The sequence below is a fragment of the Streptomyces sp. NPDC104367 genome (genome assembly GCF_055583825.1).
Genome location: NZ_JBVJND010000006.1, coordinates 65,831 through 88,472, shown reverse-complemented (window position 1 = coordinate 88,472; position 22,642 = coordinate 65,831). Strand labels below are relative to the sequence as shown.

The 22,642-nt window shown below is 72.3% G+C and carries 19 protein-coding genes; 14 read left to right on the top strand and 5 right to left on the bottom strand.

Annotated elements, in window-relative coordinates; genetic code table 11:
- Positions 1-31 precede the first annotated feature (31 nt).
- The 3 genes from ACZ619_RS11000 to ACZ619_RS10990 are packed head-to-tail and all read left to right on the top strand — an operon-like array spanning position 32 to position 4,797.
- Positions 32-1,441 carry a tetratricopeptide repeat protein gene (locus ACZ619_RS11000; RefSeq protein WP_469596941.1) on the top strand — a complete coding sequence of 470 codons (1,410 nt, stop codon included), beginning with the start codon at positions 32-34 and terminating at the stop codon, positions 1,439-1,441.
- Complete coding sequence (locus ACZ619_RS10995; RefSeq protein WP_469596938.1) at positions 1,438-3,171, top strand: urease accessory protein UreH domain-containing protein; 1,734 nt, start codon at positions 1,438-1,440, stop codon at positions 3,169-3,171. Before ACZ619_RS11000 ends, ACZ619_RS10995 begins: the two co-directional genes overlap by 4 nt.
- A gap of 45 nt (positions 3,172-3,216) precedes the next feature.
- Positions 3,217-4,797, top strand: a complete 1,581-nt coding sequence (locus tag ACZ619_RS10990; RefSeq protein WP_469596935.1) for a serine/threonine-protein kinase — start codon at positions 3,217-3,219, stop codon at positions 4,795-4,797.
- Between the two features lie 3 nt (positions 4,798-4,800).
- On the opposite strand, the gene ACZ619_RS10985 is transcribed toward ACZ619_RS10990, so the two are convergent.
- Positions 4,801-5,604 carry an SGNH/GDSL hydrolase family protein gene (locus tag ACZ619_RS10985; RefSeq protein ID WP_469596932.1) on the bottom strand — a complete coding sequence of 268 codons (804 nt, stop codon included), beginning with the start codon at positions 5,602-5,604 and terminating at the stop codon, positions 4,801-4,803.
- A 327-nt stretch (positions 5,605-5,931) separates the two neighbouring features.
- On the opposite strand from ACZ619_RS10985, the gene ACZ619_RS10980 reads away from it, so the two are divergent.
- The 6 genes from ACZ619_RS10980 to ACZ619_RS10955 all read left to right on the top strand — a co-directional run bounded on the left by ACZ619_RS10980 (position 5,932) and on the right by ACZ619_RS10955 (position 14,529).
- Positions 5,932-7,140, top strand: a complete 1,209-nt coding sequence (locus ACZ619_RS10980) for a S8 family peptidase (protein WP_469596929.1) — start codon at positions 5,932-5,934, stop codon at positions 7,138-7,140.
- A 156-nt stretch (positions 7,141-7,296) separates the two neighbouring features.
- A complete protein-coding gene (locus ACZ619_RS10975) occupies positions 7,297-7,731 on the top strand; it encodes a hypothetical protein (RefSeq protein ID WP_469596927.1) in 435 nt (144 codons plus the stop codon).
- Between the two features lie 404 nt (positions 7,732-8,135).
- Positions 8,136-8,957, top strand: coding sequence for a glycosyltransferase family 2 protein (locus ACZ619_RS10970; protein ID WP_469596924.1), 822 nt, complete (start codon positions 8,136-8,138; stop codon positions 8,955-8,957).
- On the top strand, positions 8,954-9,943 hold the full coding sequence (locus ACZ619_RS10965) for a glycosyltransferase family 2 protein (protein WP_469596922.1): 990 nt from the start codon (positions 8,954-8,956) through the stop codon (positions 9,941-9,943). Before ACZ619_RS10970 ends, ACZ619_RS10965 begins: the two co-directional genes overlap by 4 nt.
- Positions 9,936-10,736, top strand: a complete 801-nt coding sequence (locus tag ACZ619_RS10960; protein WP_469596920.1) for a polysaccharide deacetylase family protein — start codon at positions 9,936-9,938, stop codon at positions 10,734-10,736. The genes ACZ619_RS10965 and ACZ619_RS10960 overlap by 8 nt, the downstream gene beginning before the upstream one ends.
- Entirely contained in the window at positions 10,729-14,529 is a 3,801-nt protein-coding gene (locus tag ACZ619_RS10955; protein ID WP_469596917.1) for a lipopolysaccharide biosynthesis protein, read from the top strand. The genes ACZ619_RS10960 and ACZ619_RS10955 overlap by 8 nt, the downstream gene beginning before the upstream one ends.
- 18 nt (positions 14,530-14,547) lie before the next feature.
- Here the strand turns inward: ACZ619_RS10955 and ACZ619_RS10950 are convergent, their stop codons facing one another.
- Positions 14,548-15,969 carry a GH39 family glycosyl hydrolase gene (locus tag ACZ619_RS10950; RefSeq protein WP_469596914.1) on the bottom strand — a complete coding sequence of 474 codons (1,422 nt, stop codon included), beginning with the start codon at positions 15,967-15,969 and terminating at the stop codon, positions 14,548-14,550.
- Between the two features lie 174 nt (positions 15,970-16,143).
- Here ACZ619_RS10950 and ACZ619_RS10945 point away from each other — a divergent pair, with 174 nt between their 5' ends.
- Positions 16,144-17,238 carry a DUF5925 domain-containing protein gene (locus ACZ619_RS10945; RefSeq protein ID WP_469596912.1) on the top strand — a complete coding sequence of 365 codons (1,095 nt, stop codon included), beginning with the start codon at positions 16,144-16,146 and terminating at the stop codon, positions 17,236-17,238.
- A gap of 15 nt (positions 17,239-17,253) precedes the next feature.
- Entirely contained in the window at positions 17,254-18,024 is a 771-nt protein-coding gene (locus tag ACZ619_RS10940) for a DUF72 domain-containing protein (protein ID WP_469596909.1), read from the top strand.
- Positions 18,025-18,309: 285 nt separating this feature from the next.
- Here the strand turns inward: ACZ619_RS10940 and ACZ619_RS10935 are convergent, their stop codons facing one another.
- Positions 18,310-18,678, bottom strand: a complete 369-nt coding sequence (locus tag ACZ619_RS10935; protein ID WP_469596908.1) for a GntR family transcriptional regulator — start codon at positions 18,676-18,678, stop codon at positions 18,310-18,312.
- Positions 18,679-18,853: 175 nt separating this feature from the next.
- Here ACZ619_RS10935 and ACZ619_RS10930 point away from each other — a divergent pair, with 175 nt between their 5' ends.
- Positions 18,854-19,357, top strand: coding sequence for a ribonuclease FAU-1 family protein (locus ACZ619_RS10930; protein ID WP_469596905.1), 504 nt, complete (start codon positions 18,854-18,856; stop codon positions 19,355-19,357).
- 22 nt (positions 19,358-19,379) lie between these two features.
- Here the strand turns inward: ACZ619_RS10930 and ACZ619_RS10925 are convergent, their stop codons facing one another.
- Positions 19,380-19,994 carry a class I SAM-dependent methyltransferase gene (locus ACZ619_RS10925; RefSeq protein WP_469596902.1) on the bottom strand — a complete coding sequence of 205 codons (615 nt, stop codon included), beginning with the start codon at positions 19,992-19,994 and terminating at the stop codon, positions 19,380-19,382.
- Between the two features lie 141 nt (positions 19,995-20,135).
- On the opposite strand from ACZ619_RS10925, the gene ACZ619_RS10920 reads away from it, so the two are divergent.
- Both ACZ619_RS10920 and ACZ619_RS10915 read left to right on the top strand, forming a co-directional pair.
- Positions 20,136-20,270 carry a hypothetical protein gene (locus tag ACZ619_RS10920; protein ID WP_469596899.1) on the top strand — a complete coding sequence of 45 codons (135 nt, stop codon included), beginning with the start codon at positions 20,136-20,138 and terminating at the stop codon, positions 20,268-20,270.
- A 251-nt stretch (positions 20,271-20,521) separates the two neighbouring features.
- Positions 20,522-21,511, top strand: coding sequence for a lytic polysaccharide monooxygenase auxiliary activity family 9 protein (locus ACZ619_RS10915; RefSeq protein WP_469596898.1), 990 nt, complete (start codon positions 20,522-20,524; stop codon positions 21,509-21,511).
- A gap of 88 nt (positions 21,512-21,599) precedes the next feature.
- Here ACZ619_RS10915 and ACZ619_RS10910 read toward each other — a convergent pair whose 3' ends face one another.
- Positions 21,600-22,460: an esterase/lipase family protein gene (locus ACZ619_RS10910; protein ID WP_469596895.1), complete on the bottom strand. Its 861-nt coding sequence runs from the start codon at positions 22,458-22,460 to the stop codon at positions 21,600-21,602.
- Between the last annotated feature and the right edge of the window lie 182 nt (positions 22,461-22,642).

Below are 22,642 nucleotides of genomic sequence, written 5' to 3'. Positions count from 1 at the left end.
CCGCCCCATGCGACAGCCACTAGGAGAGGGCATGGCCCCGGGTACGAACGACAAGCAGCCCGCCGACACCGAGGACGACGAACGCGTCACCGCGCTCCGGCGGTTCGCCGCCGCGGGCCGGAACTGGCGGCGGGCCCAACTCGCCGGTTCAGCCGTCCTGCTGGCCATCGCCCTCACCGGCGGGGCGATCGCCGTCGGAGCCGCCCGGGACAGCGGCGCGGCACCGGTGGCCACGTCCAGCGACGTGTCACCGGCGCTACTGGCGAGCGGGGACCTCGACTCGGCCATCGCCTCTCTCCAGACCCACCTCAAGGCCCAGCCGAAGGACTCCGACAGCTGGGCCACCCTGGGCCTCGCCTATGTCGAGCAGGCGCGCACCAAGGGCGACCCGTCCCGCTACCCGCAGGCCGCCAAGGCCCTGGAGCGCGCGCTGCGGATCACCCCGGACAACGACCAGGCGCTCGCCGCCGAGGCCGCGCTCGCCGCCGCCCGGCACGAGTTCGCGCGGGCGCTCACCTACGCCGACCGGGCCCTGAAGCAGAACCCCTACAACGCGGGCGCCCTGTCCTCCCGGATCGACGCCCTGGTCGAACTCGGCCGCTACGCCGAGGCGTCCGAGGCCGCCGACCTCGCCGACCGACGCAAGCCGGGCGTACCGGTGTTCACCCGTTACGCGTACGTACGGGAGCTGCGGGGCGACGTGAAGTCCGCGCGGCGCGTGCTGGAGCAGGCGCTGTCCACGGCCACCGCCAAGGGCGACATCGCCTACGTCTCCGCCCAGCTCGGCCTGCTCGCCTGGAACCAGGGCGACTACAAGAGCGCGCTCACCTACTACGCCCGCGCACTGGCCGCCGACGAGAACTACCTCCCCGCGCTGGAGGGCCGGGCCCGCGCCCAGGCGGCGAGCGGCGACCGCGCCGACGCCATCAAGGGCATGGAACTGGTCGTCTCCCGCTACCCGCTGCCCCAGCCACTGGTCGAACTGGGCGAGCTGTACGAGGAGCGGGGCGCCGAGGGCGACAAGGAGAAGGCCGCCGACCAGTACGCGCTCGTCGAGGCCTGGATCGCGCTCGCCCGCGCCAACGGCGTCAACGCCGACCTCGACACCGCGCTCGCCGCCGCCGACCACGGTGACAAGGCGGAGGCGCTGCGCGCCGCCCGCGCCGAGTGGGCCCGCCGGCACACCGTGCACACGGCCGACGCGCTGGCCTGGGCGCTGCACGTCAACGGCAAGGACGAGGAGGCGCTGCCGTACGCCCGTCGGGCCGTCGCCACCGGCTTCCGCAACGCGTCCTTCTCCTACCACCTGGGCATGATCGAGCTGGCCGACGGCGACACGAAGGCAGGCCGGGCCGCGCTCACCAAGGCCCTCGACCTGAACCCCGGTTTCTCCCCGCTGGGCGCCCGCGCGGCCCGCAAGGCGCTGGAGGCCACCAAGTGAACCCCCGCCGCCGCGCCGCGGTGCTCCTCCTCATGGCCTGCGGCCTCACCCTCCTGCCCGCCACGGCCGCGAGCGCGCATCCGCTCGGCAACTTCACCGTCAACAAGTACGACGGTCTGGTCGCCGCCCCGGGGCAGCTGCGCGTCGACCACTTCGAGGACCTCGCCGAGATCCCCGCGACCCAGGCCAAGCCCGACCTGAAGCGGCTGGGCCGGGCCGCGTGGGCCGAGCGGCGCTGCACCGAGGCGGCCGACGGCAGCAGGCTCACGGTCGACGGCCGTACCACCCCGCTGACCGTGCGGACCAGCCACGCCGAGCTCCGCCCGGGCCAGGCCGGCCTCAACACCCTGCGGGTGGAGTGCCGGTTCACCGCGCCGCTCCCCGAGGGCGCCGCGGCCACCGTCGCCTTCCACAGCGCGGGCGCGGACACCGGCCCCGGCTGGCGGGAGATCACGGCGCGCGGCGACCGGATGACGCTGGCGAAGTCGGACGTGCCGAAGACGTCCGTCTCCCACGAACTCACCAGCTATCCCAAGGACCTGCTCTCCTCCCCCGCCGACGTCACCACCGCGGCCGTCCGCGTACGGCCGGGCGGACCGGCCCTCGCCGAGGAGAGCCAGGACACCCCGGGCGCCGGGATCCTCCCCCGCGGCGTCGACCGCTGGACCCAGGCCCTCACCGACCTGGTCGCCCGCAACCACCTCACCGTCGGCTTCGCCACGCTGGCCCTGTTCATCGCCGTCGCCCTCGGCGCGATGCACGCGCTGGCCCCGGGCCACGGCAAGACCCTGATGGCGGCGACCGCGGCGGCCCGCGGCGGCCGCGCCCGTCTGCGCGACGTGCTCCCCCTCGCCGCGTCCGTCACCGTCACCCACACCCTGGGCGTGGTCGCCCTCGGCCTCCTGGTCACCGCCGGCTCCGCCGCCACCCCCTCGGTGATCGCCTGGCTGGGCATCGCGAGCGGCCTCATGGTCCTGGCGGCAGGCATCAACCTGACCCGCAGGGCCTGGCCCAGCAGACCCCACCGACACCCCCACCCCCACCCCCATCACCACGAACACGAACACGATCACGAACACGCGCACGACAAGGGCCGGCAACTGGTTCTGGTCGCAGCACATGGCCACGCCCACGAAGGCCACTCCACACCCCACCCGACACCCGGGGACGAAGGCCGGCCCGCACCGCTCTCAGCCCGTCCGGCGTCCGAGGACGAGGCCGTTCGGGCCGAAGGGGGGTCCGGTGGCGCAGCCCCCGGTCACGGCGGCCACACCCACGGCCACACGCATACCGACGACCACAGCCACACCCATGGCGGCCACAACCACACTCACGGCGGTCACACCCACACCCACGGCGGTCACACCCACACCCACCCCACCGCCCCCACCCTCCGCGGCACCCTCCTCCTCGGTTTCGCCGGAGGCCTCGTCCCCAGCCCCTCCGCCGTCGTCGTGCTCGTCGGCGCCGCCGCCCTCGGCCAGGCCTGGTTCGGCCTGCTGCTCGTCGTCGCCTACGGCGTCGGCCTCGCCCTGACGTTGACCGCCGCCGGATTCGCGGTCGTCAAGCTGGGTACGGGAATGAACCGGGTACTGGACAGGCGCCCGCGCTGGACCGCCCACCCCATGGCCACCCTGGTCCGCAGGACCACCCCGCTCGCCTCGGCGCTCGTGGTCGTGGCCCTGGGAGCCGGACTGGTGCTCAAGGGGGCCGCGTCCGCACTGCTCTGAGTTACGTTGGGGACGAGTTCGCGCGAGCTGCCGTGGGGGGCACCCGTGACCGAAGAGCCGGGCCAGGAGCGAGTGATCGCAGGCCGCTACCGACTGCTGTCCCCGCTGGGCGAGGGCGGCATGGGCACCGTGTGGCGGGCCCGGGACGAGGTACTGGGCCGTGAGGTCGCCGTCAAGGAGGTGCGCGCGCCGGCCGGCCTGCCCCGTTCCGACGTCGAGCGGATGTACGCCCGTCTGGAGCGCGAGGCGTGGGCCGCGGCCCGGGTCGCCAACCGCAACGTGGTGACGGTGTACGACGTGGCGATGGAGGGCGGACGCCCCTGGGTCGTCATGGAGTTGATCCGGGGCGTGTCCCTCGCGGACGTGCTGGAGGCGGAGGGGCCGATGTCCCCGCAGCGGGCCGCCGGCATCGGCGCCGAGGTGCTCTCCGCGCTGCGGGCCGCGCACGAGGCGGGCGTGCTGCACCGGGACGTGAAGCCGGGCAACGTGCTGCTGTCGAACGACGGCCGGGTGGTGCTCACCGACTTCGGGATCGCCACCGTCGAGGGCAGTTCGGCGCTGACCATGACCGGCGAGGTGATCGGCTCGCCCGAGTACCTGGCTCCGGAACGGGCGCTCGGACGGGCGTTCGGCCCGGAGTCCGACCTGTGGTCCCTCGGCGTGCTGCTCTACACCGCGGTGGAGGGCGCCTCACCGTTCCGGCAGAACACCCCGCTGAGCACCCTGCGTGCCGTGGTGGACGAGGAGTTGCCGCCGCCGTACCGGGCGGGCCCGCTCGCCCCGGTCATCGAGGGGCTGCTGCGCAAGGACCCGGCCGCGCGGCTGCCCGTCGCACAGGCGGAGCACGACCTGCGGCTGGTCGCGGCCGGAGGCACGTCCCCGACGGCCGCCACCGTGGTGGTGCCGGCGCCGGCCCCGACCCTGATCGCCCACCGGCCCCGGCCCGACTCCCCCACGCCCCCGTTCCCCACCCCGGCGGACGCCCTGCCGCCCGCACCCGGCCGCGGCGGCAACCGCGGCGCCGGTGTCCTCGTGGCGGTGGGCCTGGTGGTGCTCGCGCTCCTGCTGGGCGGGGTGGCGTACATCCTGCTCGACCGGAACGACGGCGGCGGCGGTGACGACACCGGCGCGAGCCGGACGGCCGGCAGCCCCGAATCGTCGGCGGCGAGCCAGGACGAGAGCCCCAAGTCCGCTTCCGCGTCGGCCTCCCGGAGCAGCAGCGCGCCCGCGCAGAGCGTGCGGGTGAGCGTGACCGGGTCGCGCACGGACTACTCGGGGACGTGTCCGCCGCCGACCTCCCGGGCGCCCTCGTTCACGGCGACGTTCACGGTCGGGAGCGTGCCGGCCGACGTGCGGTACCGGTGGGTGCTCAGGAACGGGCAGTTGCAGGACCAGGGCTGGAAGACGCTGTCCTTCCCGGCCGGCGGCGGGAAGACCCGGCAGACCAGGGTGACCGTGACGACCTGGTCCGACAGCGGCACGCTGAACGACGCGATCGCCGTCGAGGTGAGCGGTCCGGTGAAGGCCACGTCGGACTCCGTGCCGTTCTCGGTCACCTGCACGCAGACGACGGAGACCCCGACCGGCGGGGCCTCCGCATCGCCTTCGCCCACGGACTCGCAGTGAGGTTCAGGAGGCGTTGCTGGTCAGCACCGGCAGATAGCCGCCGGACTGGCCGGCCGCGGTGGGGTGGTAGGACTCGCTGATGTTCAGCCAGTTGACACTGTGCAGCCAGGAGCTGCCGGAGCAGATCTCGTGGCTGGAGAACGCGCTGCGCACGTCAGCGAAGACGAAGCCGTGGTCGGCGACGCGCTTGGCGATCGCGGCGTCGATGTAGTCGGAGGCGTCGTTGATGGCGGAGCGCTTGGTCGCGGAGAGGCCGAGGCAGGTGGTGCCCAGCTGGTAGAAGCGGGGGTAGCTGAGGACCACGACCTTGGCGTTGGGGGCCTTGGCGGTGATCGCGTCGTACACGTTGTCGAGCTTGCCGGGGAGCGTGGAGTCGACGTAGGCCTCGGCGGTGCTGATCCGGGACAGGCAGGTGCTGTCGGAGCTGGTCACACAGGTCGTCATGACGTCGGCGAAGCCGGCGTCGTTGCCGCCGATGGTGAGGGAGACCAGGGCGGTCGAGGAGCTGAGCGTGCCGAGCTGGCCGGAGAGCACGTCGGCGGTGGTGGCGCCCGAGCAGGCGAGGAACGAGAACGAGGACGGGCTGTGGGCGGCGTTCCACAGGTAGGGGTAGGCGTTCGTGCTGCGGTCGCAGCTGCCGCTGGAGCTGATGTAGCTGCCGGCGCCGACGCCGGAGGAGTACGAGTCGCCGAGCGCCACGTAGCCCCCGGTCGCGGCCTGCGCGTCCGTCGCGGCGGCGCCGGTGAGGGCGAGGCCGGTGGCGAGGAGGAGTGAAGTCACGTATGCCGTAATTCGGGAACGTCTCATGGAACCTCCGTTTAGCAGGATCTCTGCCACAACTTTCGTACCAACTACGCGTGTTGACGGGAAGTGTTCATGCCAAAACTTTTCAGGGTCTCAACCAGTCCTAACCAGACCGATCCTGTGCGTTTCCGGCACGTTTAATTACGTGCCCATGTCAACCCTGTGACAGGACGTCAACTCCCTTGTCCTTTGCCCGCGGAAAACCGATTCTTTACTCGGCCCTGGAGCGGAACGCGACGCTCCCGGGCCGTGTGCGCGAAGCGGCGCGCACATCCCCACACGCGCGCGCCGGACCCGGACGCGCGCCGCCTTGAGGAGGAAACCCTCGTAATGGCACATCTGCGTACCCAGAAGCTGCGGTTCGCCGCCGTCACCACCGCGGCGGCAGCCGCCCTCGTCGGCGGACTCACCGCGCTCCCCGCCCAGGCCGCACCCGCCACCGGCAAGGTGCTGCACGCCGGCTCCCCCACGGCCGTCAAGGGCAGTTACCTCGTCACCCTGAAGTCCGGCGCCGGCTTCAAGGCCTCCTCCACCGAGGGCAAGGGCCTGATCAAGTCGTACGGCGGCACGGTCCGGAAGACCTTCGGCAAGGTGCTGAACGGCTACTCGGCCGCCCTCTCGGCGCGCGAGGCCGCCAGACTCGCCGCCGACCCCGCGGTGGCCACGGTCGAGCAGGACCAGAAGGTCAGCCTCACCGACACCACCCAGTCCAGCGCCCCCTGGGGCCTGGACCGCATCGACCAGGCGAGCCTCCCGCTGTCCGGCACCTACACCTACCCGGACACCGCGGGCAGCGGCGTGACCGTGTACGTCATCGACACCGGCGTCCGCATCACCCACACCCAGATCAGCGGCCGCGCCTCCTACGGCTACGACGCGGTCGACGGCGACACCACCGCCTCCGACGGCAACGGCCACGGCACCCACGTGGCGACGACCATCGCCGGATCGACCTACGGCGTGGCCAAGAAGGCGAACATCGTGGCGGTGCGGGTGCTGGACAACAGCGGCTCGGGCACGACCGCCGGCGTGATCGCGGGCATCGACTGGGTGACGTCGAACCACACCACCCCGGCGGTCGCCAACCTGTCGCTCGGCGGCTCGGCCTCCACCTCGCTCGACACCGCGGTCTCCAACTCCATAGCCAGTGGGGTGACCTACGCGATCGCGGCCGGCAACAGCAGCGCCAACGCCTCCTCGTACTCGCCCGCCCGGGTCGCGGCCGCGATCACCGTCGGCGCCACCACCAGCTCCGACGCCAAGGCCAGCTACTCCAACTACGGCTCGGTGCTGGACATCTTCGCGCCCGGCTCGTCCATCGTCGCCGGCTACAACACCAGCGACACCGCCACCGCCACCCTGTCCGGCACCTCGATGGCGACCCCGCACGTGGCCGGCGCCGCCGCGGTCTACCTCGCGGGCCACACCTCGGCCACCCCGGCCCAGGTCGCCACGGCACTGGTCAACGGGGCGACGTCCAACGCGCTCACCAGCGTGGGCACCGGCTCGCCGAACAAGCTCCTGAGGCTCGTGTCGTAAACGATCAGCGGTACGGACCGAAAACGAGCGACTTGTTCCCCGGAGACACCCCTTGTCTCCGGGGAACGGTCATGTCCGGAGACCCGCTTGACGCCCCCCGTTCGGCTGCGCGACATTGAAACCCGGCATCCGGCGCCTTGGGGGGCAAAGTCGGCCATGCAGGTGATACGACTCAAGACATCATCAACAGCGGAGGAACGGGCGCGGCCAGGACCGGGGAGGGACCTGGGACCGCTGCTCGCGGGAGTCGCGACGGCCGTCGGTGCGGCCGGCGCACTGCTCGCCCTGACCGACTCCGGCTCGCCGTTGCGCGGGCCGTTCGCGCTGTTCCTCCTGCTCGGCGCGCCGACCGCGGCGATCGCGTCGGCGCTGCGCGGGTTCGACCCGTTCGCGCGCGTGCTCACCGCCCTCGCGGGCGCCGTCGCGCTGGACATGCTGGTGGCGCAGGGCATGCTCGCCACCCACCGCTGGTCGTGGCGCGGCGGAATCGTCGCGGTGACCGCGATCAGTCTTCTGCTGCTTCTGCTGGTGCGAATGCGACCGGTGGAGCGAATTCTCGAACTGATCAGGAAAATCCGTTCGAGGCAATGAACAAGGTCGGCCAAAGTTCTGTAACGGCCAAACCAACAAAAACGTGAGGGCCACTTCCAGGACTTGCCATACCGGCCCAATCGTCAATACCGTCGTACATCTCACCCGCATCGGATCGTCACTACGCGGCTCAAGGGGAGGGCTCAAGGACCGCGATGTTCCGTGCGGGGCGCGGTAGGGGGGGTGCCGTGCTCGGTGACGGCAATACGTATGAGCGTTGTCGTTCTCCGAGTCGTGCCGCGCGACCGGCTGCCGTTTTCCGGCGGCCCGGTTAGCTTTGCCAGCTCACCTACGGGTACGGAGATCCGTTCGCCGTGCCACGGGTGAGAACCCCCCTTTCGAACCGGATACCAAGCCGGGCCGCCCAGGGGCGGGCGGCCCACCGGACGAGAGGGACAAGACTCATGAGTTCTGTTCTGCGCCCGCCGACATCGGGCCAAGATCCCTTAATGGCGGCCGAATACCGGCCGATCTCCTCTCACCTGGCGATCACACCGCCGGTGAGCGTGGTGATCCCCGCCATGAATGAGGCGGAGAATCTACCCTACGTCTTCAAGACACTTCCGGACTGGATACACGAAGTGGTTCTTGTCGACGGCAATTCCACCGACAACACCGTGGAAGTCGCGCGGGAGTTGTGGCCCGGAGTGAAAGTCGTCGAGCAACGTGGCAAGGGCAAGGGGGATGCCCTGATCACCGGATTCGAGGCGTGCACCGGCGACATCATCGTCATGGTGGACGCGGACGGCTCGGCCGACGGCCACGAGATCGTGTCGTACGTCTCCGCCCTGGTCTCGGGCGCCGACTTCGCCAAGGGCTCGCGCTTCGCCAACGGCGGCGGCACGGACGACATGACCTTCATCCGCAAGCTCGGCAACTGGGCCCTGTGCACGGTCGTCAACCGCAAGTTCGGCGCCCGCTACACGGACCTCTGCTACGGATACAACGCGTTCTGGCGGCACTGCCTCGACAAGATCGACCTCGACTGCACCGGCTTCGAGATCGAGACCCTGATCAACATCCGGGTCGTCAAGGCGGGCCTGAAGGTGCAGGAGATTCCCAGTTACGAGTACCTCCGCATCCACGGCACCAGCAACCTGCGCGCCGTCCGCGACGGGCTGCGGGTGCTCAAGGTGATCCTCAAGGAGCGCTCCAACCGGCGTGACCTGCGCCGGCGGGTGCGGCACTCCCCCCTGCTCACCACGGGCCGGGGAGAGTCGTCTTGAGCGGTCCCGACATCTCCGTCGTGATCTGCGTCTACACCGAGGACCGCTGGGAGGACATCCTAGCGGCGGTCTCCTCGGTGCGCGCCCAGTCGTATCCGGCGCTGGAGACCCTGCTGGTCGTCGACCACAACCCGGCGCTCCTGGAACGGCTCACGAAGGAGTACAAGGAGGCCACGGGGGTGCGGGTGCTCGCCAACGCGGGTCCCCGCGGCCTGTCCGCCGGCCGCAACACGGGCATCGCCGCCTCCTACGGCGAGGTGATCGCCTTCCTCGACGACGACGCCGTCGCCGAACGGGACTGGCTGCGCCGCTTCGCCGAGGGGTACGCCGACCCGGAGGTGATGGCGGTCGGCGGCCGGACCATGCCCGTCTGGGCCTCGGGCCGCCGCCCGGACTGGTTCCCGGAGGAGTTCGACTGGGTCGTCGGCTGCACCTACCGGGGGTTGCCGGCCGGCCGCGTCCGGGTCAGGAACGTCCTCGGGGGAAACGCTTCTTTCCGGCGCACGGCCTTCGACGCGGCGGGCGGCTTCGCCACCGGCATCGGCCGCGACGGCGACAGGCGCCCGCTGGGCTGCGAGGAGACGGAGCTGTGCATCCGCCTCACCCGGGCCCGCCCGGACGCCGTGCTGCTGATCGACGACCGCGCGGTGATCCACCACCGGGTGCCAAAGGTCCGCGAGCACTTCGGCTACTTCCGCACCCGCGCCTACGCCGAGGGCCTCTCCAAGGCCCTGGTCGCCCGCAGTGTGGGCGCCGGCAAGGGACTGGAGTCCGAACGCCGGTACACCACACGGGTGCTGCCCGCCGGGGTCGCTCGTGGCCTGCGGGACGCACTGCTGGCCCGGCCGGGCGGCGCGGGCCGGGCGGGCGCCATCGTCGCCGGGGTGCTCACGGCGGCCGGCGGCTATGTGGTGGGCAGCGTACGGGCACGGCGGAGCGGGGCCGACTTCTCCGTCGCGGCGATCGAGGGGGCGTTCGATGACTGAGGCACCGGTACCGATCCTCATGTACCACTCGGTGGCCACCTCGCCGAACGACGCCACCCGGGTGCTGTCGGTGGCGCCGGAGGCCTTCGCCGAGCAGATGGCGCTCGTCGGCGACCTGGGCCTGACCCCGGTCGGCACCGCCGAACTGGCCGCGGCCTGGCGCTCCGGCGGCCCGCTGCCCGCCCGGCCCGTCCTGATCACCTTCGACGACGGATACGAGGGCGTGCACCGGCACGCCCTGCCCGTCCTCGCCAAGCACGGCTTCGTGTCCACCCTGTTCGTCTCCACGGGCTGGATCAGGGGCGCGTACGACACCGGGGGCGGCCTGGACGCCATGCTCGACTGGGACCAGGTGCGTGAACTCGCGGGCGCCGGCTGCGAGATCGGCGGCCACAGCCACACGCATCCGCAGCTCGACCAGCTCGCCGACGACCCGCTCCGGGCCGAGCTGGTGCGCTGCCGGGAGATCGTCACCGACGAACTCGGCGCCGCCCCGGCCTCGTTCGCCTACCCGTACGGCTACTCCAGCCGCCGGGTCCGCACGGCCGTGCGGGAGTCCGGGTTCACCCAGGCGCTCGCCGTCGGCAACGGCCTCGCCCGCCGCCGCCAGGGTCCGTTCGCGCTGCAACGCGTCACCGTACGCCGCAACACGGACGCCGAGGAGTTCACACGGCTGCTCGAAGGCCGTGCGATCGCCCGCGCCTTCGCCAGGGACCGTGCCCTCACCAAGGGATACGCGGTCCTCCGCAGAGCAGGCCAGGTCCGCCGGAAGGCCGGCCGTTCCCGTGTCTGACACGACCACCACGACCGAGACCGCGACACCCGAGACGTCGGCGCCCGAGCAGTCGGGGCGCCGTCTTCGCCTGCCCGGACGCGTCGGTGCGTCCGGCGGCAGCCCGCTCTTCCGCAACGCCTACGCGCTGATGCTCAACACCGGCATCTCCGCCGTCCTCGGCCTCGGGTTCTGGCTGGCCGCGGCCCGCTACTACTCCGAGTCCGCGGTCGGCCAGGGCTCCGCCGCGATCGCCGCCATGAAACTGCTCGCGGGCCTGACCGCGGTGACCCTGACCGGCGCCCTGGCCCGCTTCATACCGGTGGCGGGCAAGGCCACCGGACGGCTCATCTTCCGCACCTACACGGGCAGTTCGCTGATCGTGGCACTGGCCGCCGGCGTCTTCCTGCTGACGCTGGGCGTGTGGGGACCGTCGTACCGCTTCCTGCACGGGCCGCTGCCGGGGCTCGGGTTCGTCGGGGCGGTGATCGCCTGGAACCTGCTCACGCTCCAGGACGGGGTGCTCACCGGGCTGCGCAGCGCGCCCTGGGTGCCCGTCGGCAACACCGTGTTCTCCGCGGTCAAGCTGGCGCTCCTGGTCGTCTTCGCGGCGGCGGTCCCGCTGGCCGGAGTCTTCGTCTCCTGGGTCGCGGCCATCGCCACCTCGTTCGTGCCGCTGGGCTGGCTGGTGTTCCGGCGCCTGGTGCCCCGGCACATCAGGGCGACCGCGGACCACGCGAGACCGCCCACGCTGAAGGAGATCGGCAGGTTCCTGGCCGGCGACTACACCGGCTCGCTGTTCTCGCTCGCCGTGGTCTACCTGGTGCCGGTGATCATCGCCGCGCAGGTCAGCTCCGAGGACAACGCGTACTTCTACATCACCACCACCATCGGCGGCACCACCAACCTGCTCGCCATCAACATGGGCGCCTCGCTCACCGTGGAGGGCTCGCACGACCCGGCCCGCCTGGCCGCCAACACCCGGGCCGCGCTCAGGCGGATGGGCCGGATCATGATCCCCCTCTGCGCGCTGCTGTTCTTCGGGGCGCCCTGGATCCTCGGCGTGTTCGGTCCCGGCTACGCGGCCGCGGCGACCCCGCTGCTGCGCTGGTTCGCGGTCGGCGCGCTGCTCAGGGTCGTGATGGAGACGTACTTCGCGGTGCTGCGCGCGCAGAGCCGCACCGCCGGACTGGCCTGGCTGCAGGGCCTGCTCTGCGTGCTGGTGCTCGGTCTGACGCTGCTGCTCCTGCCCCGGATGGGGCTGACCGGCGCGGGCGTGGCCGAGATCTCCAGCCTCGCGGTGATCGTGACGATCACCGCGCCGAGACTGTGGCGCACGCTCCGGGCGGCCTCGGCCGAGGTCCCCGAGGACGCGGCACCGGACGGCGACCTCGCCGACCTGGGGACCCGCGAGGTGCCGCCGGCCGCCGCACCGCGCAGGCGGAGCCCGGCCTGGGCGCTGGACTCCGACACCCTCGCCCTCGGCATCCACGTCGACTTCGACCACGTGGAGCGCCGGCCCGACGTACGGCCGGGACCGGGCACCCCGCCCACGGGTACGTCCGTCGTACGACCGGACGACCGGCCCACCCGGGCCCTGCGGCCGCCGCGGAACCCGGGACCGCCGGTGGAGGAGCACGAGCCGGGGGCGGAGGCCTCGCTCGGCCCGGCCGAGGCCTCGCTGCTGAGGGAGGCGGGGGCCGACGCGCCGTCCGGGGAAGCCGCCGCGGCCCGGAAGGCACCGGCACGGGCCGAGGCGCCGGAGGAGCCCGCGGCGCCGCTCCGGCTTCGGGAGCGGCCGGCACCGACCCGTCCGGGCGTCGTCCTCGGCTGCCTGCTCGCCGCCGCCCTCCTCCTGTACTGGGTGCCGGCGGCCCGGCTCGACGACTCCGACCTGGACCGGGCGGGCGGGCTCGGGCTGGTCTCGGTGCTGCCGCTGCCCACGCTGGCCGGGGCGGCCCTGCTGGTCACGGTGTTCGCCGCGCTGCTGTGGCTGCGCCGGGAGCACAAGGCGCTGCTCCTCGTCACCCTGCTGGCGACGGTCGTCTCGCTGCACGCCCTGCCCGCCGTGATCGAGTCGGAACCCCGCTTCCCGACCGCCTGGCAGCACCTCGGGTTCATCGACTACATCGACCGCACCGGTTCGGCCGTGCCCGACCTGGACGCGCGCTGGAGCTGGCCGGGCTTCTTCGCGGCGGCCGCGTTCATCGGCAGGGCCTGCGGGGTCACGGACTTCACCGAGGTCATCCGCTGGTGGCCGACGTTCATCCAACTCGCCTACCTGGCACCGATGTTCCTGCTCGTACGGTCGCTGCGGGCGAGCTGGCGGGCGAAGTGGACCGGCATCTGGATCTTCGTGCTGTGCGGCTGGGTCGGCCAGGACTACTTCTCCCCGCAGGGCTTCACCTATCTGCTCTACCTGATGTTCGTGGCGGTCCTGCTGGTCTGGTTCCGCGCCCCGCACGTGATCTGGACCAGGTTCCGCCCCGGCGAGGCGGAGGTCGAACCGGCGAACCGGCGCCAGCAGGCCGTGCTGCTCATGGTGTTGATCGGTCTGTACGCGGCGACCGTCCCGGCCCACCAGCTCACCCCGTTCGTGATGCTGGGCGTGCTGGCGGCCCTGGTGCTGACCGGCAGGTCCGAACCGCGCGGTCTGCCCCTGCTGTTCGGGGTGATGGCGGCGGCCTGGCTGGGCTTCATGGCCGAGCCGTACTGGTCCGGTCACTTCGACGAGCTGTTCGGCGGGGTCGGCGGGGTCGGCAGCAATGTCACCACGTCCGTCTCCGGCCGTATCCAGGGCGGCAGTTCGACGCACAAGCTGGTCCTGTACGTCCGGGTCCTGCTGGCCGGCGGCACGATGGTGTTCGCGGTCTGGGGCTGGTGGCGCCGCCGCTCGCACCGGTACCGCGAGCGTTCCCTGCTGGTCCTGGCCTTCGTCCCGTTCCTGGGCTTCGGCATGCAGTCGTACGGCGGCGAGATGGCGCTGCGCGTCTTCATGTTCGCGCTGCCGGGGGCGGCCCTGCTCGCGGGTCTCGCCCTGTTCCCGCGCACCGGGGCCACCGGCGAGGAGCGTGCGAGGGACCGGGGCGCCCTGGCCCCGGTGGCCGCGCTGCTGGCGGGCCTGCTGCTCATGGGCGGCTTCCTGGTGGCCCGTTGGGGCAACGAGTCCTTCGAGCGGGTGCGGCCCGGCGAGGTCGCCGCCATGGACTACGTCTACGCCCACGACAGGCCGACGGTACGGCTGCTGTGGCTGAGCAACGACACGGTCGACGACGTGACCCCGGCGCTGCCGTGGGGCGCGAAGGACATGGAGCGGGTCGACTACGTGCCGACGCTCGCGCCGGCCGACCCGGTCCTGGTGTCGGGGCTGGTCAAGGCGCTGGGGGACGCCGGCCCGAACTCGTATCTGATGGTCAACCGGGGTCAGACGACCTATCTCCGGATGGACGCCGGCTACCCGGCGGCCTGGGAGAGCCGGCTGATCCGCGCCCTGGACGACCGGCAGGAGCTGACGAAGGTCCTGGTCAACGACGACGTCACCCTGTACGCGCTGCGCAGGCAGCCCGCGGGCGCGGTGGCCCGGCCGGATCCGGGGCCGATCGGGCCGCGGGTCACCTGGACGCCGTGGTCGGTGATCGGCGCTCTCGCGGCCGTGGTGCTGATCCTGCTGCTGACGGCACGCGAGCTGGTCCGGGTCGCGACCCGGCCGGGGGTGCGTCAGCTGCGCCGGCTCCAGGGCAGTTTCTGGTTCTCGCTGCCGCTGCTCGCGGTGCTGCTGGCCTCGCTGGTGCAGCGGTTCCTGACGCTCGACTGAGGAGGGGGGTCAAGTGGCTCACCTGGTGAGCCACTTGACCTCGTAGGCCGCCAGGTCGAGCCGCCTGCCGTCGACCCGGGCGCTGACGGGCCGGTCGAGGGTGTTGACGACGAGGACGGTCCGGTCGTCGGCGAGGACGCGTACGTCGGACGCGTCGTCCCCGGCGACGGAGACCTGCTCGTACCCGGTCCCCGGCGGGAAGGCCCGTCCGAACCGGGACACCAGGTCGTACATGGGCAGTGCCCGCCCGCCGGCCGCGCTGTCGGTCGTCGACCACAGGCAGCCCGGACAGTCGCCGCCGGTCTCATCCTCCGGGTTCCAGTAGAAGCCGGAGTCGGCGCCGCCCTCGACCAGGGCGATCAGGCCGGCGGCCTGGACGGCGACCCGGTGCTCCTCGGTCCAGCCGTCGCGTTCGTCGTCGCCGTCGGCGGGTTCGACGTAGTACTCCGCCCACCACAGCGGCAGGTCGTGGGTCTGTGCGCGCACCCACCGGCTGACGGCCGTCAGCTTCTCGGTGGCCGCGAACTCGTCCGGGAGCATGTCGTCGTCGTTGGTGTAGCTGGACCCGTCGACGACCACGAAGTCGGCGCCCGCCTTGTGGGTGTTCCAGTACTCGAAGGCGTCGATCACCCGCTGGTCCATGACGCCCCAGTCGCCCTTGAGGGAGGGCGAGGCGTTCTCGGTCCGGCGCGGGTCGAAGCTGTCCATGACGAGGTACGGCCCGCCGACCATGATGTCCTTGTCGACCGCCTTCAACGCCTTGTAGACGAGGTTGTAGAGCTCGGTGTAACCCTCGTAGTCCCAGCGGCCCTTCGCGTCGTTCCAGAAGCCCTTGAACTCGTTCCAGACGATGAAGTGGCGTACGTCCGGATAGCGCCTGGCGACGGTCGCGGCGAGGTTCGCGTAGTCCTGGTAGTGGTCGGGGGTCGGCGCGGTCTCCAGGGCGGCCTGGCTCCAGTCCGTGTTGCCGGCGCCGGCCTTTCCCCCCTTCATCCAGTCCGGGGAGCAGCACAGGGTGATCACCGGGGTGCCGCCGGACCTGCGCATGAAGTCGACGCGGCGGTCCAGGGCGCCGAAGTCGTAACGCCCCTTCACCGGCTCGGGGTTGTCGGCGCCCCAGCCCATGATCGCCTGGTCCTGGGGCAGCCCGGCGTCCTTGGCCAGCAGCCCCTCGACGCGGTCGGTGGCGGCCGCGCTGCCCTCGTCGGCGCTGTACTGGGTGTGGGTGAAGCCCCAGCCGACGTACGGCTCGGTGGTGGCAGGCGGGGTGGCGGGGGTGCCGTGCACCTTGTCGCCGTCGCGGGTGGTGCCCGCGGTGCCGCCGCCCCCGGACCGGGTGCCGGCCAGTGTCACGATCAGGGCGAGAGCGGCCACGCCCACCCCGAGCAGGGCGGTGAGCCGCCACCGCCGAGCCCCCGAATTCCACCCATGACGTCCCATCAAGGGCAACAGTAACGGCGGGAATCGCCCCGGGGGCAGGTATCGGGGATCGACAGCCGGGTGACAGGAACAGGGGGCACTCCGGATACTCCGGACGCTCGGCGCACAACCGACACTCCCCGCCCACTTCGGAAAACGGGTGCGCCGCGGGCCCCGGTGACGGATCATGGCGGCATGTCTGCCAAGCCTCACGAGACGCTGCCGATCCGGCTCAACGTCGACGACTCCGACTCCCCGTCCGACGTCGTCGACGCGCTGTTCCTCGGCCGCTTCGCGACGGGTGAGCAGCCGTACTCGCACGCGGCCAACATCGACCGGGTGCGCTCCGGCGCGACCCTGCTGCCGAAGGAGGCGCGGGTACTGCGGGTGGCGCGGGACGACGACCGCAGCGCGACCCTGGCGGAGGGCGAGGGCTGGACGCTGCTGGTCTCCCGCTGGAACCGGGGCGCCGACGTCACGGTCACCGCGACCACCGCCGAGCTGGCCGCGAAGGTGCTGAACGAGGCGACGGACGGCGCGGCGGACGAGCCGGAGCCGCAGCCGGACAACGTGACGATGGGGTTCTGGTACGTCTCGCCGCGCCGCGGCCCGCACCGCACCACCCGGCAGATCTCCGCGGGCACCTGGGACGAGGTGCGCCCCAACTACACGGCGCCGGTGGCGGACGCGATGGACCGCCTGATGAAGACGACCCCGGAGGACATCGCGGGCCGTCTCCTGCTGCTGCACGGCCCGCCGGGCACCGGCAAGACCTCCGCGCTGCGCACCCTCGCGCGGTCCTGGCGGGACTGGTGCCAGGTGGACTGCGTGCTGGACCCGGAGCGCCTCTTCTCCGACGTCGGCTATCTGATGGACATCGCGATCGGCGAGGAGGACGGGGCGGGCAAGGGCCGCTGGCGGCTGCTGCTGCTGGAGGACTGCGACGAGCTGATCCGCGGCGAGGCCAAGCACACGGCGGGGCAGGCGCTGTCGAGGCTGCTGAACCTCACCGACGGGCTGCTCGGCCAGGGCCGCAACGTCCTGGTCGGGGTCACCACCAACGAGGACCTGGAGCGGCTGCACCCCGCCGTGGTCCGGCCCGGCCGCTGCCTGGCCCGTATCGAGGTGGGCCCGCTGACCCGTGGCGAGGCGGTGAACTGGCTCGGCACGGAAGAGGGCGTGGGCCGCGAGGGGGCGACCCTGGCGGAGCTGTACGCGCTGCGCCGGGGCACGTCACCGGCGTCGGTGCCGGGTGCCCGGGAGGACGCGGACGCGGGGCTGTACCTGTAGTGCTTTGATGGGGATGTGCCCCTCTTCGTCGGAACGTCGGGCTGGCAGTACCGGGACTGGCGAGGCGTCCTGTACCCGGCCGACGTGCCGGTGCGCCGGTGGCTGGAGGAGTACGCGGCGCGCTTCACGACGGTGGAGCTGAACAACGCGTTCTACCGTCTGCCGACCCGTGAGAACTTCGAGTCCTGGCGGGACCGGGTCCCCGCGGACTTCGTGATCGCGGTCAAGGCGAGCCGGTACCTCACGCACATCAGGCGTCTGCGCGACCCCGCCGAGCCGGTGGACCGCCTGATGTCCCACGCGGCGGGCCTGGGCGACCGGCTGGGTCCGGTCCTCCTCCAGCTCCCGCCGACGCTCCGGGCGGACCCGCCGCTCCTGGACGCCTGCCTGGCCCGCTTCCCGCGCGGTACGAGGGTGGCCGTGGAGCCCCGCCACGACTCCTGGTGGACGCCCGGGACCCGCCGGGTCCTGGAGTCCCGGGGCGCCGCGCTGTGCTGGGCCGACATCCGGGCCCGCCCCATGACGCCCCTGTGGCGCACCGCCGACTGGGCCTACCTCCGCCTGCACGAGGGCCGGGCCGCCCCGTGGCCCCGCTACGGCCGCCGCTCCCTGGAGACCTGGCTCGGCCGCATCACCGCGGCCTGCCCCCGGAGCGCCGACGTCTACGTGTACTTCAACAACGACCCGGGCGGAGCGGCGGTACGGGACGCGGCGGCCTTCGGAAGGGCGGCGGAGCGTGCGGGCCTGACGGCACCGAGGACACCAGAACCGACCCCGAGCGACTGACCGCCGGCGACTCCCCCCACCGGCCGACCGCAGGCCTGGCCGAGCGGGGCCCGGCACCGCCGGATCGCGCCGCGTCGGCTCAACACCGTCGCGGCGGGAAAGGGAAACCCATGGACGGCGGTGAGGCACGTCCACCGCCGGCTTTCCTCCACCGCCGTGGCCGAACGCGGTCACGCCGAGACACTTCCGCCGCGACAGCGGTCAGCCGACGCGGCACGGGCCGGCGGTCAGCCGACGCGGCGCGGGCCGGCGGTGGCTGGCCCGCTCGGCCGGACTCGGAGCCGGCTATTCCCCGTAAGCCGCCCGCAGGGCGTCCCGCACGGCGGCCAGGGCTTCCTCCTCCGCCAGTCCCAGCCGTCGGACCCGGTCGGCGTAGGCCTGCGCGGCAGCCGCCGCCTCGCGTTCCGCGGCCGAGCCCGCCGCCGCGACGAACGTCCCGTTGCGCCCCCGTGTCTCGATCACCCCGTCCGTCTCCAGCGCCCGGTACGCCTTGGCCACCGTGTTCACGGCCAGTCCCAGCGACTCGGCGAGCCCTCTGACCGTCGGCAGCCGGTAGCCCACCGGCAGCGCCCCGCTCCGCGCCAGCCCGGAAATCTGCGCCCGCACCTGCTCGTACGGCGGCGCGCTGTCATCGATGTGGATCTTCAAGGTCACGGCCCCGATTCTCCCGTACGCGCCGGAAAATGAGAGGCACCCCGTGGACGTCCCGCATAGCGTGCGCCCCATGACGGTGATCGTGCACGACCTGCGCCCGGACACAGCGGCAACGGGCCGATGCCGACGATCAACAAGTGGTTCGGGTACGAAGTCCGCGCAACGGAGGTCAGGTATGTCCGCGAACTCGGCTGAGCCCACGGCGACGGTGGACGTCGTCCTGGTCAAGGCGGGCCGTACGAAGATCCGTTACCCCGCCGAGCTGCTGCACGACGACGGCACCCGGATCGCCGTACGCGCGCCGTGGGCCGGTGACGTGACCCGCGACTTCGGCTTCGTCCGCTTCGAGCAGGGCGATGTCTTCACCGAGTTCTACTGGCGCGACCGCTGGTACGCGGTGAAGGAGGTGCGCACCGCCGACGGCACGCTGAAGGGCTGGTACTGCGACGTCACCCGCCCGGCGACGCTCTCCGGCACGCGGCTCGTCGTCGAGGACCTCGACCTGGACCTGTGGCGCTCCGCCGACGGCACGGACGTACGGCGTCTGGACGAGGACGAGTTCGCCGGGAGCGGGCTGGCGGAACGGGACCCGGAGGCCGCCCGGGCCGCCGAGGCCGCGCTGGACACGCTGGAGGCCCTGGCCCACGAGGGCGGCGGCTTCGAGGCCCTGCTGTCCTGACGGCGCCGTCGCGCGTCGCGCGTCACACCGTGGCCACCACCGCGTACCGCTCGTCGCTCACCTCCTTCCCCCACAGCGCCGCCTCGCCGGAGAGCCGCTCCACGCGCACGTCCCGGGCGAGCGGTGCCAGGAGGCGGGCGAGGCGGTCGGCGGGCACACCGACCGGCGTCACGGTCCCCCACACGCCCTCCACCAGCACGAACCGGCCTCCGGGCCGCAGCAGCCCGCGCCAGTGCCGCAGCACGCGCCCGGGGTCGGGCAGTGCCCACAGCACATGCCGTACGAGGACGACGTCGTGGAGCAGCTCGCCGACCGGTGGTGCCGCCGCGTTGCCGGTCAGGAACACCGCGTCACGGCCGGCCAGCCTGGCGCGGGCCCGCTCCACCATCGCCGGGGCGCTGTCGACCCCGGTGACGCGGTGGCCCTGCTCGGCGGCGAGGAGGGCCAGGCTGCCGGTGCCGCAGCCGAGGTCGAGGACGTCACAGGGGTGTCCGGGCAGCCACGCCCGCAGCCGTCCCGCCCAGGCCAGGCGTACCTCGGGATCACGCAGGCCATGATCCGGTTCGTCATCGAAGGCGACTGCTTCCGCGTCCCAGTCGATACGCACCGCAACACTTTGGTCACTCTCGTTCGTCATGCCCCAAGAGTGACACCCGCCACTGACACTCGGTCCATGTGACAGCGACCACTGACAGACCGGCACCGATGAGGAACTCTCGCCAAAAGGGTCTACCTCCGTGACTGCGCGGAAACTCGGTAGGCACCGAAGGAGGCAGCCATGCGCCGCACGACCGTGCAGAAGCCCCTGAAGAAGACGGACCGCCGCCGGATCCGCGAGGAGGCGGACGAGCGCCCCGCCGGACGCCCCGAGGTGCGCAAGGACATCGCACGCACCTGGTGGCCGGACGGCTGACCACGCCGGTCCGCCGGCACCCTCCCACCCCCTTCGGTCCAGCCGCGTCGGTCCAGCCGCTCGCGGCCCCGGTTCCCCACGCCACCTACCTGATCCCAGTCTCAGCACTCCCTTAACGCGAGCATAAGGATCTCCTCCCAGCGCCCTCAGCAGGCGATTTCCCGGTGTCACGGGTCTAGTTTCGGAGCGCCCCCACGGGATCCGCCCCGGCGGGACCGCCCGCCCCGAGCACCGTTCCGAGGAGTTTCCGCATGTTCGCAGTACGCCGCAGGACCGCCGTCGCCGTCGCGTCGGGAGTGGGGGCGGTCGCCTTCGCCGCCGCGCCCGCGTCCGCGCACGGCACGATGGGGGACCCGGTCAGCCGGGTCGCGCAGTGCTACGCGGAGAACCCGGAGAGCCCGAAGTCGGACGCGTGCAAGGCGGCGGTCGCGGCCGGCGGCACACAGGCGCTGTACGACTGGAACGGCATCCGGATCGGCGACGCCGACGGGCAGCACCAGGCGCTGATCCCGGACGGCAGGCTGTGCAGCGCGAACAGCGACGAGTTCAAGGGCCTCGACCTGGCCCGCGCCGACTGGCCGGCGACGAACGTGAGCAGCGGGTCGTACACCTTCAAGTACCGGGTGACCGCGCAGCACAAGGGCACGTTCAAGGTGTACCTCACCAAGGCCGGTTACGACCCGACGAAGCCGCTGGCCTGGGCGGACCTCGATCTCGACCACCCGGTCGCGACCGCCACCGACCCGGTCGCCGCGGACGGCTTCTACACGTTCTCCGGCACCCTGCCCGAGCGGTCCGGACGCCAGCTGCTGTACGCGATCTGGCAGCGCTCGGACAGTCCGGAGGCCTTCTACTCCTGCTCGGACGTGGACTTCGGCGGCAGCGCCACCGCCGCCGGCGGCTCCGCCCCGGCCGCGACCGCCTCCGCCACCGCGACCGCCTCCGCTCCCACCGACGAGCAGATCGCGGCCGGCGCCGACAAGTCGACCGTCGAGCACCACGGGCACGGCGACGACGACGCCAGTACGTCGGCCGAGCCGAGCACCAGCACCAGCACCAGCACCAGCACCAGCACCAGCGAGGCCAACGCGCCCGAGGCGGCGGGGAGTTCGGAGCGCGCCCTCGCGGAGACCGGCGGGGACGGAAGCACGCCGTATCTCGCGGTCGGCGGTGCGGCCGCCCTGGCGCTGGGCTCCGGCGCGCTGTTCCTGTCCGTACGGCGGCGGGCGCAGCAGCGCTGATCCCTCCCGGCTCCGGGGCCTGACCGGCGGCTCAGGCCGGACAGGCCCCGGCGGCGCTCACCCGGTCACCCGGTCACCCGTCGGCCGCTCAGCTGAACGCCGACGCGCAGGTGGTGGCGGTGGCGTGCGCCGGGTCGAGCGCGTTGGCGACCTCGTGGAAGGCGATCCGGTCGAGGAGCGCGATCGCCACGTGCTCGGAGAGGTCGAGCGGGCAGAGGTCCTGGAGCAGGATGTTGTCGACGTCGGAGCCGCTCAGGTACTGGCTCTTCCACGGCGTGGCCACCTCGTCGTACTTGGTGGCGATGACCGTGTAGTGCACTCCGGGGACGGTGTCGCCGTCCGCGTTGAGCTTGGTGAGGAAGGCGGAGCCGGGGATCTGGTCGGCGAGGCCGGGGGTGGTGGCCTTGATCAGGTCGCCGGCGCCGGGGAAGTACGGCAGCAGGTTGGTGAGGCCGCTGAGGGTGGCGCCGTGGTTGTCGGGGGCGAGGCCCACGAGGGCGTTCACCTTGGCCGCGCCACCGAGGAACCTGAGGTAGTAGCGGGGCATCATGCCGCCCTGGGAGTGTCCGACGAGGTCGGCCTTGGCGGCGCCGGTCGCGGAGAGCACCTTGTCGACGAAGGCGGAGAGCTGCGCGGCCGACTCGTCGATCGGGCCGAGGCCGTAGAAGACGGGGACGCCGTCCAGCTGGCCGTAGTCGAGGGAGAAGACGCAGTAGCCGCGGTCCTCCAGGTAGGGGGCGAGCGAGAGCCAGTTGTCGACGGAGTTGCCCAGGGTGCCGTGGACGAGGATCACCGGGCGGGGGTGGGCGGCGGAGGGGCGGCAGGAGTAGTCGTTCCAGCCGGTGCTGGGGGCGCTGGACGCATGGGCGGTGGCGGCGGGAACGGTGGCGACGGCGGCGGCGACGAGCAGCGCGGTCAGGGGTCTGAGTGCTCGCTTCCAGGGCAGCATCGTGTGATCTCCTTGCGGCTCAAGGGAGTTGCGACGGCCTTACGCCCTGTGATCCGGATCACGAGGATGCTGTTCACTCATCAAGTTACGGACGGGTAGTGCAAGCGTGAAGTTACGCGTCAGTAAAACTTTCCAGTAATATCCAGCGCCCCGGCAACCCCTGACGGACCATCACCAGGCAG

Excerpts from the sequence above, each read along its gene's own strand:
- ACZ619_RS11000 (WP_469596941.1), top strand. The coding sequence starts at position 32 with ATGGCCCCGGGTACGAACGACAAGCAGCCCGCCGACACCGAGGACGAC.
- ACZ619_RS10985 (WP_469596932.1), bottom strand. The coding sequence starts at position 5,604 with ATGAGACGTTCCCGAATTACGGCATACGTGACTTCACTCCTCCTCGCC.
- ACZ619_RS10980 (WP_469596929.1), top strand. The coding sequence starts at position 5,932 with ATGGCACATCTGCGTACCCAGAAGCTGCGGTTCGCCGCCGTCACCACC.
- ACZ619_RS10975 (WP_469596927.1), top strand. The coding sequence starts at position 7,297 with ATGCAGGTGATACGACTCAAGACATCATCAACAGCGGAGGAACGGGCG.
- ACZ619_RS10970 (WP_469596924.1), top strand. The coding sequence starts at position 8,136 with ATGAGTTCTGTTCTGCGCCCGCCGACATCGGGCCAAGATCCCTTAATG.
- ACZ619_RS10960 (WP_469596920.1), top strand. The coding sequence starts at position 9,936 with ATGACTGAGGCACCGGTACCGATCCTCATGTACCACTCGGTGGCCACC.
- ACZ619_RS10950 (WP_469596914.1), bottom strand. The coding sequence starts at position 15,969 with ATGGGACGTCATGGGTGGAATTCGGGGGCTCGGCGGTGGCGGCTCACC.
- ACZ619_RS10945 (WP_469596912.1), top strand. The coding sequence starts at position 16,144 with ATGTCTGCCAAGCCTCACGAGACGCTGCCGATCCGGCTCAACGTCGAC.
- ACZ619_RS10930 (WP_469596905.1), top strand. The coding sequence starts at position 18,854 with ATGTCCGCGAACTCGGCTGAGCCCACGGCGACGGTGGACGTCGTCCTG.
- ACZ619_RS10925 (WP_469596902.1), bottom strand. The coding sequence starts at position 19,994 with ATGACGAACGAGAGTGACCAAAGTGTTGCGGTGCGTATCGACTGGGAC.
- ACZ619_RS10920 (WP_469596899.1), top strand. The coding sequence starts at position 20,136 with ATGCGCCGCACGACCGTGCAGAAGCCCCTGAAGAAGACGGACCGCCGC.
- ACZ619_RS10915 (WP_469596898.1), top strand. The coding sequence starts at position 20,522 with ATGTTCGCAGTACGCCGCAGGACCGCCGTCGCCGTCGCGTCGGGAGTG.
- ACZ619_RS10910 (WP_469596895.1), bottom strand. The coding sequence starts at position 22,460 with ATGCTGCCCTGGAAGCGAGCACTCAGACCCCTGACCGCGCTGCTCGTC.